Source organism: Oryzobacter faecalis (genome assembly GCF_046764005.1).
Classification (GTDB): domain Bacteria; phylum Actinomycetota; class Actinomycetes; order Actinomycetales; family Dermatophilaceae; genus Oryzobacter; species Oryzobacter faecalis.
The window spans coordinates 1-12,869 of sequence record NZ_JBKOFW010000004.1; the positions used below are offsets into that span (position 1 = coordinate 1).

Genomic DNA, 12,869 nt, shown 5'->3' on the forward strand with positions numbered 1-12,869 from the left:
AGCAGCTCGCTCGGATGCCCGGTGCGGCTGCTGGTCGCTGGTGCGGTGCTGCTCATGCTGTCCCCCTCCCCTGTACCCGCGAGCCTACCCGCCGACGACCATTAGCACAAGTGTTCGATAGCTCGAATGTGGATGACCCACAGCCGAATTCGCGCGGCAACCTGACGTCGGTGCGCGCCCTCCGCACCGCCCTGCGTCGGGCGAAGGTGGGTGAGAATCGTCGGCCCAGCGACGATCATCACCCACGTTCGCGGGGGGAGGGGTGAGCCCGGCGCGAGGTGAGATGGCCGGTACGTCCAGCGGGCGGTGGGCGGGCCACGGAGCGAAACACAGCGGGACGCCGTCCGGGCGCCTGTGAAGGAGCCAGGGCGGAAGGCGAGGTGGGCGGTGCGAACAGCGGGTGGTGAGCGGGCCACGGAAGCGAAACACAGCGGGACGCCCTCCGGGCGCCTGTGGAAGGAGCCAGGGCGGAAGGCGAGGTGGGCGGTGCGCCCCGCGGGTGGTGAGCAGGCAACGGAACCAAGCCGAGCGGGACGTCGCCCAGGCGCCTGTGAAGGAGGCCCGGCGCGAGGCGTGGTGAGCGGTGCGAACAGCGGGTGGTGGGCAGGCAACGGAACGAAGGACAGGGGGCAGGTGGCGGGCCAACCACCTCGGCCCTCACGGCGCCGGAGGTTGGCGAGCGCACTGCGGTCAGGGCGAGGCGGGAGCCGACCGCAGCGGGACGCCGTCCACGCCGGCTGGGAGGGAGCCCGCCCGGCAGACGAGGGACGGGCGGAGTGCGCTGAGCGACTCGGAAGGATCGGTGACCTACGACGGCCCGAAGCGCGCGACGCGTCCAGGCGTCCCCACAAGGAGGCCGACCGCGACGCGAGGGCACGGCGGAGGCGAGATCACCGTCAGACCGTCGCGACGGCGAGCGGCTCGACCCGTTCGGTGGTGACGGCCTGCTCGCAGAGCCCGAGGAAGGCGCCGAGGGCGAGGAGCTCGTCGGTGGTCCGCGGCGCGAAGTCGGTGAGGACCTCGGAGCGCACGACGAACGCGGCGTGCTTGCCGCGTGAGACCGCGACGTTGAGGCGGTGCCGGTCCAGGAGGAAGCCCATGCCGCGCGAGACGTCGGAGTGCGAGGACGCCGCCATCGACAGGATCGCCACGGGCGCCTCCTGCCCCTGGAACTTGTCGACCGTGCCCACCGCGACGTCGGCGAGCCCGGCGTCGTCGAGGGTGCGGCGGATCCGGCCGACCTGCCCGTTGTATGGCGTGATGACGAGGATGTCGGCGGGCCCGAGCGGACGGGAGCCGACGTGCAGGCCGTCTCCGCCCTTCTCCGAGGGGTCGTGCCACGTGCGGCCGAGGAGGTCGAGGACGAGCCCGAGCACGGCGTCGGCCTCCTCGGGCGACCACGTGGAGTTGTCGTGGTGGTCGACGAGGCGCACGTGCAGGCCGGGGTCGACGCCGTCGAGCGAACGGGCGGCGGTCACCCGCTCCTCCGAGCGCAGCCGTCCCGCGTAGGACAGACGCGACACGACCTCGGTGAGCGCCGGGTGCATCCGCCACGTCGTCTCGAGGAAGTAGCCGAGGTCGGCGGGCAGGACCGCCTCGTCGCCGATGAGCCAGCCGAGGGCGGACGCGTCGACGGGGTCGGGGTGCGTCCCCTGGGAGACCTGCGGCAGCTGCTGGGGGTCCCCGAGGAGGAGCAGCCGTGACCCGGCGACGGAGCAGGCGAGCGTCTTGGCGAGGGAGAACTGCCCCGCCTCGTCGGCGACGACGAGGTCGAGCTCACCGCGACCGATCCGCTTGGCACTGGTGAGGTCCCAGGCGGTGCCGCCGACGACGTACCCGAGGCCGGCGGCCGCGAGGGGACCCGTGAACCCCCGGAGGTCGTCGGCCTTGCCGAGGACCGTCCACGTGGCGCCCTCGGGGTCGCGGGTGGCCTTGCCGACCTGCGCGGCCGGGACGCCCGCGGCGACGACGGCGCGCAGGACGTTCTCGATGGCCTTGTGGCCCTGTGAGGTCACCCCGACCCTCCAGCCGTGCTCGAGGACCAGCCGCGCGATGACGTGCGAGGCGACGTAGGTCTTGCCCGTCCCGGGCGGCCCCTGCACGGCGAGGTAGGAGGAGTCGCTCGAGAGCAGGGCATCGGTGACGGCGTCGACGTGCCTGGTCGGCCCCGGACCGACCGCGGGCAGGGAGCCGCCGCCGACCTGGCGCGGCGGTCGGCGCAGGAGGAGGTCGATGCCCGCGGTGTGCGGAAGGAGACCGTCGGCGTCGACCACCGCCTGGGCGACCTCCGCGAGCGCGTCGTCGATGGGCCGGGTGCTGAGGACGCGTGACGGCACCAGCGCGACGGGGAGGACGTCGTGCTCGCAGCAGCCCCTGGGCAGGAGCTCCTCGACGAGGAGCACCTGGTGCAGCCGGCCGTTGGGCCCGACGGTGTCGAGGGCCTCGAGGACCCGGACCCCGGAGGTCGAGCACGCGTTGCAGTGTCCGGGCAGGGTCGTGATGCCGTCGGGCGCAGGGTCGCTGTAGACGGTGCTCACCTCGGAGCCGGGGCCGAGCGGGATGCTCCGCAGCGGCTCACCGTCCACGCGGACGACGCGTCGCGAGGACCGGGCGCCGGGCGGCTTGTGCCACCCGGTGACCACCTCTCCACCGTCGATGACGAAGACGCCGTCGGCCGAGCGCCAGTCGCGGACCGGGGTGCGCAGCCGCTCGAAGTGGGCCTGCCACACCGGCTTGTCCTCGCGGGCGTGGAACAGCACGGAGGAGGCCACGAGCGCCACCGCCTGCTGCTCGGGCGTGCGCTCGTGGGGCCGGACCCCGTCGAGGCGGTCGCGGAGCAGGGCCTCGAGCCGCATGAGACCCAGCCGCTGGTCGCTGGGGGTCTGGGGCTCGGCGAGCTCGGTGACCGGCGTGACGGCGCCCTCGCCCGGCCGGTGCTCGGCGCCGCGGTCGAGGAGCCAGTCGCGCAGCAGCCACGTGGAGACGCAGTCGTCGAGGTTGTAGTCGCGGATCTCGCGCAGCAGGGCGCCCTGCTCCTCCTCGCGCCCGGCGATCGTGGCCGCGATGACCTGGTGGTAGACGACGATCGAGTCGGCGGCGTTGGTGACGGCGGCCTCGCGCGCCCCCATGTAGAGGGGCTCGAGCTTCTTGATGGAGTACGAGCGCTGCGACACCCGGACCGCCGAGCGGACGACGCCGTAGAGGTCGACGAAGACGCCGTCGCGGAGCAGCTGGTCGACCTCGTCCTCACAGACCCCGTGCCGGGCAGCGAGCCGGAGCAGCGCAGCGGTCTCGTAGGCGGCGTAGTGGTAGACGTGCAGGTCGGGCCACCGGCGACGGCGCTCGGTCAGCCAGCCGATGAACGCGACGAGCGCGCGTCGCTCCTCGGCGCGGTCGTGAGCCCAGAAGGGCGTGAACTCGGTGCCGTCGGGGCCGGGGACGACGCCCTCGTGCCCCAGCGGTCCAGCGGGTTCCGCACCGGCAGAACCGGATCCGGCGCGGTCGACGGTGAGGCAGCCGAAGAGGTACTCGAGCCCCCAGGTGGCCGAGCCGGGCTCGGACCAGAGCGGGTCGCCCTCGAAGTCGAAGAAGACGTCGCCGGGTGACGGCGGCGGCATCCGACGCAGCGGGTCGGCGTCGGTGACCTCGTAGCGCACCCCGCCGCCCGGGTCGGCCTCCTGCTCGAGCTGGAGTCGCGCCTGCTGCCGGATCCGCTCGAGCGTGGACGCGCGCACGTCGGGTACCGGCTCGGTGCGCACGGCGAGGTCGTCGATCGTCAGCACCCCGGCCTCCCGCAGCCGCCGCCGCGTGGGCGCCCGCACCCCGGCGACGAGGAGGAGGTCGCGGGCGGCCTCGACCTCGGGCTCGCACACCTCGCAGCGGCCGCACGCGAGCCAGCGCGGGTCTCCCCACACCGCCGCGGCCGCCGCGCCGTGGTGCTCGGCGAGGAGGGTGTCGAGGCGCCGCCGACGGGCGAGGTAGACCGGGAGGATGTCGTCGAGCGCGAAGTCGCGGATGTCGCCGGACCCCACGACGAGCCGCGCGACGGACGCGGCCGGCACGCCGGAGTCACGGAGCATCGCGGCGTACGCGGCGATCTGGAGAAGGGCGGGGACCGACTCGCGGCGGGCCAGCTTGGTGTCGCTGACGAGCCAGCCCTCGGGGGTGCGCTCGAGGAAGTCGGCGTGCCCGACGAAGCCGCCGTCGAAGAAGGTCGCCTGGTAGACGACCTCGGCGTCGCCGGTGAGGGCGGCCACCGTCTGCGCGTGCGCGGCCTCGAGGCCCGCCCGCGTGTACGTGGGCCGCTCGAACTGCACGACGCGCCCGCGGTGCGCGGACACCAGCCGCCTCAGCTCGGCCTGCTCGTGCTCGTTGCCCAGCTGGATGACGCGCTCGGCCATCGCGTCGTCGGCGGTCGCGAGCGCCGACGCCCTCCCCAGGGCGACGTCGAGCTCGCGGACCAGCGCGAACTCGCACACGGAGGCCGTGCGCAGGTCGCTCGCGCTGATGACGAGGCGGTCGTCGCCGAGGAGGAACATGCGTCGAACCTAGCCGCGGCCACCGACAGGGGCCGGGCCGCCACGGCGGTTCGGGCCGCCCCCGTGGGGCTCAGTGGGTGACGCGGCCGTGCAGGGCGACGGCCGGCCCGGCGCCCCCGGCGCGCCGGAACAGCCACGCCGCGAGCGTGAACAGCCCCGCGTACATGAGCGTCAGGCCGGCGACGTCGAGCAGCGACACCCCGGAGGTGCCGTCGGCGCCGCTCGCCAGCAGGACGACCGGGACGAGGACCTGCGTCACCGCCGCGGCCGCCATCACGACGACCATCGAGCGCGCCCGCAGCCGCGCCAGCAGGGCGCCGACGACGAGGACGGCCAGCACCGCGAGGTAGGCGCGGTCGGCCCGACCGTCGCCGATGATGCCGAGCGCGCCGGCGCCGAGGACGAGGAAGGTGGCGGTGCCGAGGGCGACGAGCAGCCCCAGGCGGTAGGCGGTGGCGGGCCCGGGGGCGCGGCCCCCGCGGCGGGGTGGCGGGGGGACGGCGGCGCTGGATCGGCTCATGCCTCGACGGTAGGAGCGTGCCGCTGGGGGCCGTGGGGGCGAAGCGTGGAGGTTCTGTGCAGATCCTCGAGGGTCCAGCCGACGGCTCAGATCCAGCTGGGGAACCACATCCGCCAGCGCCACTGGTCGTACGGGATCGTCTCGGCGACGTAGATCGGGTGGAAGAAGGCGAAGATCGCGAGGGTCAGCAGGAGGTGGCCGCCCACGACGAGCCACCGGCGCCGCCAGCGGTCCGGGTCGTCCGCGCGCCGGCCGACGAAGAGCCCCACGGCGAACGCCACGGCCAGCACCACCCACGGCTCGAACGCCACCGCGTAGAAGGTGTAGATCGTGCGGTCCTGGTAGACGAACCAGGGCGCATAGCCGGCGACGATGCCGGCGAGGACCGCCCCCGCCCTCCAGTCGCGGCGCACCGCCCACCACCAGAGGACGACGAGCAGCGCGACGATGCCGACCCACCACACCGAGATCGTGCCGATGGGGTTGACCGCCGACGAGCACGCGTCGACCGTGCAGCCGTCGGTGCCGCGCGTCGGCGACTCGTAGTAGAACGACGTCGGCCGGCTCTGCGCCATCCACGACCAGGGGTTCGACTGGTAGGGGTGCGGGGTCTGCAGCGTCGTGTTGAAGGCGAACGCGTCCTGGTGGTACTTCACCCAGTTGCGCAGCACCGGGGGGAGCCACTGCACGCCCTCACCGGGGTGGAAGGTGTGCCACCGCCGGTGGTAGCCGGACGACGTGAGGAACCACCCCGACCACGACACCGTGTACGTGACGGCCGCCGTCCCGACCATGACGAGTGCGGCGAACGGGCCGTCCTTGACCAGTGCCCCGAGCGCCCAGCGGCGTACCCCGGCCGCCCGGCGCGCCCCCATGTCCCACCACACGGTGAGCAGCCCGAAGACGGCGAGGAAGACGAGCCCGGACCACTTCGTCCCCGTGCACAGCCCCAAGGACACCCCGGCCACCCAGCGCCACGGCCGCCACCCGAGCCACGGGCCGGTCCCCGTGGGCCACGTTCCGGGTGGCAGCGCCCCGACCTTCTCCGCGAGGACCTCGCGGCTGCGGTCGCGGTCGACCAGGAGGGCCGCGAACCCGCAGAGCGCGAAGAACATCACGATGATGTCGAGGATGCCGGTGCGGGACATGACGAAGTGCGAGCCCTCGAAGGCGAGGAGGAAGGCCGCGACGCACCCGAGCGCCGTCGAGCCGAACATCCGCCGCGCGACCCGCCCGACCACGAGGATCGACAGCGTCCCGACGAGGGCGACCGAGAACCGCCAGCCCCACCCGGACTCCGACCCCAGCAGCCACTCGCCCGCCGCGATGACCCACTTGCCGACGGGCGGGTGGACGACGAAGTCGCCGTCGACGGTGGAGAAGATCTCCTGGCTGCCCCCGGTGAAGGCCTTGTCCGGCTCCTTGAGCGAGGAGAGCACCCGCATCTCGACGCCGAAGCGGAGCAGGGAGTACGCCTGCTTGACGTAGTACGTCTCGTCGAAGACGAGGGCGTGCGGCCGGTCGAGGTTCCAGAACCGCAGGACCCCGCCGACGAGGGCGACCAGCCCGGGCCCGAGCCAGCCCCAGAGCCGGTCCGTGGGCCGGAACCCGAGCAGGCGCAGGCGCAGCTCGTCGGTCCGGGTCACCGGGTCAGCCTAGGTGAGCAGCCGCGACGCCCCGGCCGTGCCCGCGCCCGTGCGTCGAGGCGGCCCGTGCGAGGATCGCGCCATGAGCGACGGTGCCCTCGTCCTCGCGTCCACCCCGATCGGCGACCCCCGCGACGCCGCCCCCCGGCTCGCCGACGAGCTCCGCGGCGCCGACGTCGTCGCGGCCGAGGACACCCGTCGCCTGCGCCGCCTGTGCGCCGACCTCGGCGTCGAGCCGGCCGGTCGCGTCGTGTCCTTCCACGAGCACAACGAGGCCGAGCGCACCCCCGACCTCGTCGAGCGCCTGCGCCAGGGCGACCGCGTCCTCGTCGTCACGGACGCGGGGATGCCGTCGGTGTCGGATCCCGGCTACCGCCTCGTCTCCGCGGCCGTCGAGGCGGGCGTCAGGGTCACCGGCGTGCCCGGTCCGAGTGCGGTGCTGATGGCGCTGGCGGTGTCCGGCCTGCCCGTCGACCGGTTCTGCTTCGAGGGGTTCCTCCCGCGCAAGGGCGGTGAGCGGGGCACGGCGCTGGCCGCCCTCGCCCGGGAGCCGCGCACGATGGTCTTCTTCGAGGCCCCTCACCGCCTCGACCGCACGCTCACGTCGATGGCCGAGGCGTTCGGCCCCGAGCGCCGGGCCGCCGTCTGCCGCGAGCTGACGAAGACCTACGAGGAGGTCCGCCGCGGCACCCTCGCCGAGCTGGCGACCTGGGCGGCGGACGGCGTCCGCGGCGAGGTCACCGTCGTCGTCGCCGGGGCGACCGGGCCCGCCGCCACCGTGGAGAGCCGGCTCGACGACATCCGGGCGCGGGTCGCGGCGGGGGAGCGCCTGAAGACGGTCTGCGCCGAGGTCGCGGCCGAGACCGGGCTGTCGAGGAAGGCGCTCTACGACGCCGTCGTCGCCGGTCCCTGAGGGCGGGTCCGTCACTTCCTGAGGAGGGCGGTGCTCCCCGGCTTCCCCTCCGTCGGGGCGAAGGCTTACCGTCGGGGTCACCCCGTCGACGGGGTCCGCACCGCACCGGAAGGGGAGGAGCCGTGACCCGAGGCCTGCTGCGCTCCGGCGTGCTGGTGGCCGCCGGTGCCGTCGTGCTGTCCTCGGCCCCCCTCGCCGCCGCTGCTCCCGCCGCACAGCTCCCGCCCGCCGACGTCGCGGCCGAGGTCTGCGCGGCCCGGTCCAACGACTCCCACGCGGCCCTCGCCGAGTGCGTGACCCTCGACGCCGTCCGCGGCCACCAGCTCGCCCTCCAGCGCGTCGCGGACGCCCACGGCGGCACCCGGGTGTCCGGCACGGAGGGCCACGACGCCTCGGTCGCGTACGTCGTCGACACGCTGCGCCGGGCCGGGTACGCCCCCACGGTCCAGCCGGTCACGTACCGCACGTTCGCGAACCGCCGCCCGCCGCTCCTCGAGCGGGTCGAGCCCTCCGCCGCGACCCTGCCCACGACCGTCCTGGAGCACTCCGGCAGCGGTGACGTCACGGCGCCCGCCACGACCGTCCCCGTCGACGCGACGCCCGGGTGCGAGGCGCCTGACTACGACGCGTTCGTCCAGGGCACGGTCGCCGTCGTCGCCCGCGGCGGCTGCACCTTCGCGACGAAGGCCCGCCTCGCCCAGGCGGCCGGGGCCGCGGCCGTCGTCATCGCCAACGACCGCACCGGCGTCCTCGACGCCACGCTCGGGCCCGAGCCGGGGGTCGACGTCCCGGTCGTCGCCGTGACCCAGGCCGTCGGGCGGCAGCTGGCCACGACGCCGAACCTCGTCCTCCACGTCCGCACGGCGACGGTCCGCGGGCCCGTCACGGCGGCGAACGTCGTCGCCGAGCGGCCGGGGCGCCCCGGTGCGCCCGTCGTCATGGCCGGCGCCCACCTCGACTCCGACGACTCCGGGCCCGGACTGAACGACAACGGCTCCGGGGCCGCTGCGCTCCTCGCCGTCGCCGAGCAGATGGGCGGCGTGCAGCCCGAGAACACCGTCCGGTTCGCGTGGTGGGGTGCGCGGGAGGCGCCCGTGCGCGGCTCGACGCGCTACCTCGAGGGGCTGGCGCCGGCCGAGGTGGACCGCATCGCCCTCTACCTCGACGTCGACGTCATCGGCTCGCCCAACCACGTCTTCTTCGTCTCCGACGGCGACGACTCCGACCGCATCGGAGCCGGCCCCGGGCCCGAGGGGTCGGCGCGCATCGAGAAGACCTTCGAGGCCTTCTACGCCCAGCGCGGCATCCCGGCGAAGGGCGCCGACCTCACCGGCCGGTCCGACGACGGGGCGTTCATGGCGCGCGGCATCCCCACGGGAGGCATCACCACCGGCACCGACGGCGTCAAGACCGTCGAGGAGGCCGCGCGCTGGGGCGGGACGGCCGGCATCCCCTACGACCCCTGCCACCGGCAGGCCTGCGACGACGCCGACAACCGCGACGACGAGGCGCTCGACGTCAACGCGGACGCCGTGGCCTTCGCCGTCCTCCAGTACGCGATGAACACGGTCGACGTCACCGGTGTCCCGGGGCGCGACGACTTCCCCCCGGTCAGCCCGCCCGCCGCGCCCGCTCCCTGACCCGGCCGTCCCCGACCAGGCACTCCCGGACCCGACCCTCCCGGGCCTGCGGCGTACCCGCAGGTAACCGGGCCAATCTCACAGCGCCGAAGGCTCGACCCGACCTCGCCCACGTCGGGGGCCGCGGCTAGATTGACCGTCGTGGCCTCTACGTCAGCACCTCCGCGTCCGGCGACGGCCCGCCGCACCACCATCGCGCTGAAGATCCTCATGGCGGGGACCGGCCTGGTGTTCGTCGGGTACGTCCTGCTCCACATGTACGGCAACCTCAAGGCGCTCGCGGGGGAGGAGTCGTTCAACACCTACGCCGAGCACCTGCGGACGATCGGGGAACCGATGCTCCCGTACGGCGGCCTCCTCTGGGTCATCCGGGTCGTCCTGCTGCTGAGCCTCGTCGGCCACGCCTACGCCGCCTTCACGCTGTGGGCCCGGGCAGGCACCGCGCGCCGCACGCGCTACGCCGCCGGGAAGGCCGCGCTCCGCACCGCGTGGATGCGCTGGGGCGGAGTGTTCCTCCTGCTGTTCGTCGTGTGGCACCTGCTCCACTTCACGATCCTCAAGGTCTCCCCGAACACCGCGGCCCAGGGCCCCGACGTCGAGAACAACCCGTACCGCCTCGTGGTCGCCAGCTTCCAGGTCCCGTGGATGACGCTGCTCTACGTCCTCGCGATGGTGGCCCTCGCGCTGCACCTCGCCCACGGCGTCTTCAGTGCGATGCAGACCCTCGGCTGGACCAGCACGCCGGCCGCCTACCGCCGCGCGAAGTGGCTGGGGAACGGCTCGGCGGTCGTCATCGCCGGTGGCTTCCTCCTCCCGCCGCTCGCGATCCTCTTCGGCCTGATCAAGTGAGGCACTGACACCCATGACCGACACCACCGTCAACGCCGGGATCGCCCACGGCCTCTACACCGAGGGCGAGGCGATCGCCGACACCAAGGCCCCCGCCGGGCCGATCGCCGAGAAGTGGACGAAGCGCAAGTTCGAGGCCGCGCTCGTCAACCCCGCGAACCGCCGCAAGCTCGACGTCATCATCGTCGGCACCGGGCTGGCCGGCGCCTCGGCGGCCGCCACGATGGGCGAGGCGGGCTACAACGTCAAGTCGTTCTGCTTCCAGGACAGCCCGCGCCGGGCCCACTCCATCGCCGCGCAGGGCGGCATCAACGCGGCGAAGAACTACAAGGAGGACGGCGACTCCGTCCACCGTCTCTTCTACGACACCGTCAAGGGCGGCGACTACCGCGCCCGCGAGACGAACGTCTACCGCCTCGCCGAGGTGAGCGCGAACATCATCGACCAGTGCGTCGCGCAGGGCGTGCCCTTCGCCCGCGAGTACGGCGGCCTGCTCGACAACCGCAGCTTCGGCGGCGTCCAGGTGTCGCGCACGTTCTACGCCCGCGGCCAGACCGGCCAGCAGCTGCTCATCGGCGCCTACCAGGCCCTCGAGCGGCAGGTCGCCGCCGGCACGGTCGCGCAGTACACCCGCCACGAGATGCTCGAGCTCATCGTCGAGGGCGGCCGGGCGCGCGGCATCATCGCCCGCGACCTCGTGAGCGGCGAGATCGAGACCCACCTCGCCGACGCCGTCGTCCTCGCCTCGGGTGGCTACGGCAACGTCTTCTTCCTCTCGACGAACGCGATGGGGTCCAACGTCACCGCGTCGTGGCGGGCGCACCGCAAGGGGGCCTACATGGCCAACCCCTGCTACACGCAGATCCACCCGACGTGCATCCCGGTGTCCGGCGACCACCAGTCCAAGCTGACCCTGATGTCGGAGTCCCTGCGCAACGACGGCCGCATCTGGGTGCCGAAGAACCGCGAGGACTGCGAGAAGGACCCCCGCCAGATCCCCGAGGACGCCCGCGACTACTACCTCGAGCGGATCTACCCCTCGTTCGGCAACCTCGTCCCGCGCGACATCGCCTCGCGCCAGGCGAAGAACGTCTGCGACGAGGGGCGCGGCGTCGGCCCGATGGTCGGCGACTTCCGCCGCGGCGTCTACCTCGACTTCACCGACGCCATCAAGCGCCTCGGGCGGGCGGCCGTCGAGGCCAAGTACGGCAACCTGTTCGACATGTACGCCCGGATCACGGGCGAGAACCCCTACGAGACGCCGATGCGGATCTACCCCGCGGTGCACTACGTCATGGGCGGGCTCTGGGTCGACTACGACCTGCAGTCCTCGATCCCCGGTCTGTTCGTCACCGGCGAGGCCAACTTCTCCGACCACGGCGCCAACCGCCTCGGTGCCTCGGCGCTGATGCAGGGCCTCGCCGACGGGTACTTCGTCCTCCCGAACACCATCCGCGACTATCTCGCCAAGGGTCCGTTCGAGCCGCTCACGGAGGACGCCCCCGCCGTCGCCGCGGCCCGCACCGCCGTCGAGGAGCGCACCGCCCGCCTCCTCGCCATCCAGGGCGAGCGCAGCGTCGACTCCTTCCACAAGGAGCTCGGCTCCATCATGTGGGAGTACTGCGGGATGGAGCGGTCCGAGGAGGGCCTGCTCAAGGCCATCGACCTCATCCGCGGGCTGCGCGAGGAGTTCTGGCGCAACGTGCGCGTCCTCGGGTCGGCCGACACCCTCAACCAGAGCCTGGAGAAGGCCGGCCGGGTCGCCGACTTCCTCGAGCTCGGCGAGCTCATGTGCATCGACGCCCTCCACCGCCGCGAGTCGTGCGGTGGCCACTTCCGGGCCGAGAGCCAGACCGAGGACGGCGAGGCGCTGCGCCACGACGACGAGTTCCTCTACGTCGCGGCGTGGGAGTTCGCGGGCGGTGACGGCGACGGCGAGATGGGCGCGCCGGTGCTGCACAAGGAGGACCTCGTCTACGAAGCCATCGAACTCAAGCAGCGGAGCTACAAGTGAACCTCACCCTGAAGATCTGGCGGCAGGCCGGACCTCGTCACAAGGGCGAGCTCGTGACCTACAAGGTCAAGGACATCAGCCCCGACATGAGCTTCCTCGAGATGCTCGACGTCCTCAACGAGCAGCTCAACGCCAAGGGCGAGGAGCCCATCGCGTTCGACTCCGACTGTCGCGAGGGCATCTGCGGCATGTGCGGCCTGATGATCTCCGGTCAGGCCCACGGCCCCGAGCGGACGACGACCTGCCAGCTGCACATGCGCAGCTTCAGCGACGGCGAGGTCATCACGATCGAGCCGTGGCGGGCGAGTGCCTTCCCGGTCGTCAAAGACCTCGTCGTCGACCGCGGCGCCTTCGACCGCATCATCCAGTCCGGCGGGTTCATCTCCGTGAACACCGGCTCGGCGCCCGACGCCCACGCGGCCCCGGTGCCCAAGCCGAACGCCGACCGTGCCTTCGTCGCCGCCGAGTGCATCGGTTGCGGCGCGTGCGTCGCCGCCTGCCCGAACGCCTCGGCGATGCTGTTCATGGGCGCCAAGGTCACCCATCTCGCCGAGCTGCCGCAGGGTCAGCCGGAGCGGATGGCGCGGGTCGTCTCGATGGTCGACCAGCACGACCACGAGGGCTTCGGTGGCTGCACGAACGTCGGCGCGTGCTCGCAGGCCTGCCCCAAGGGCATCCCGCAGGACGTCATCTCCACCCTCAACAAGGACCTCCGCACCGCGCTGCGCGCCGCCCGCTGAGCGCCGTCC

Annotated in this window: 8 protein-coding genes; 5 read left to right on the forward strand and 3 right to left on the reverse strand. The window is 73.3% G+C overall.

All coding sequences use genetic code 11. The annotated features are described in order from the left end of the window. Positions 1-896 precede the first annotated feature (896 nt). From ACK8HX_RS08950 to ACK8HX_RS08960, 3 genes are all read right to left on the reverse strand, one after another. Positions 897-4,538, reverse strand: coding sequence for a TM0106 family RecB-like putative nuclease (locus ACK8HX_RS08950; protein ID WP_411940342.1), 3,642 nt, complete (start codon positions 4,536-4,538; stop codon positions 897-899). A 70-nt stretch (positions 4,539-4,608) separates the two neighbouring features. Further along, the gene (locus ACK8HX_RS08955) at positions 4,609-5,058 is read right to left on the reverse strand and encodes a hypothetical protein (protein ID WP_411940343.1); all 450 of its coding nucleotides are present in this window, start codon (positions 5,056-5,058) and stop codon (positions 4,609-4,611) included. Between the two features lie 86 nt (positions 5,059-5,144). After that, the gene (locus ACK8HX_RS08960) at positions 5,145-6,704 is read right to left on the reverse strand and encodes a dolichyl-phosphate-mannose--protein mannosyltransferase (protein WP_411940344.1); all 1,560 of its coding nucleotides are present in this window, start codon (positions 6,702-6,704) and stop codon (positions 5,145-5,147) included. A gap of 82 nt (positions 6,705-6,786) precedes the next feature. Here ACK8HX_RS08960 and rsmI point away from each other — a divergent pair, with 82 nt between their 5' ends. The 5 genes from rsmI to ACK8HX_RS08985 all read left to right on the forward strand — a co-directional run bounded on the left by rsmI (position 6,787) and on the right by ACK8HX_RS08985 (position 12,860). Beyond that, positions 6,787-7,617 carry a 16S rRNA (cytidine(1402)-2'-O)-methyltransferase gene (gene rsmI, locus ACK8HX_RS08965; protein ID WP_411940345.1) on the forward strand — a complete coding sequence of 277 codons (831 nt, stop codon included), beginning with the start codon at positions 6,787-6,789 and terminating at the stop codon, positions 7,615-7,617. Positions 7,618-7,739: 122 nt separating this feature from the next. After that, on the forward strand, positions 7,740-9,257 hold the full coding sequence (locus tag ACK8HX_RS08970) for a M28 family peptidase (RefSeq protein WP_411940346.1): 1,518 nt from the start codon (positions 7,740-7,742) through the stop codon (positions 9,255-9,257). A gap of 141 nt (positions 9,258-9,398) precedes the next feature. After that, positions 9,399-10,106, forward strand: coding sequence for a succinate dehydrogenase cytochrome b subunit (locus ACK8HX_RS08975; protein ID WP_411940347.1), 708 nt, complete (start codon positions 9,399-9,401; stop codon positions 10,104-10,106). 13 nt (positions 10,107-10,119) lie between these two features. Beyond that, the gene (locus ACK8HX_RS08980; protein WP_411940348.1) at positions 10,120-12,120 is read left to right on the forward strand and encodes a fumarate reductase/succinate dehydrogenase flavoprotein subunit; all 2,001 of its coding nucleotides are present in this window, start codon (positions 10,120-10,122) and stop codon (positions 12,118-12,120) included. After that, on the forward strand, positions 12,117-12,860 hold the full coding sequence (locus ACK8HX_RS08985) for a succinate dehydrogenase/fumarate reductase iron-sulfur subunit (RefSeq protein WP_411940349.1): 744 nt from the start codon (positions 12,117-12,119) through the stop codon (positions 12,858-12,860). Before ACK8HX_RS08980 ends, ACK8HX_RS08985 begins: the two co-directional genes overlap by 4 nt. Positions 12,861-12,869 lie beyond the last annotated feature (9 nt).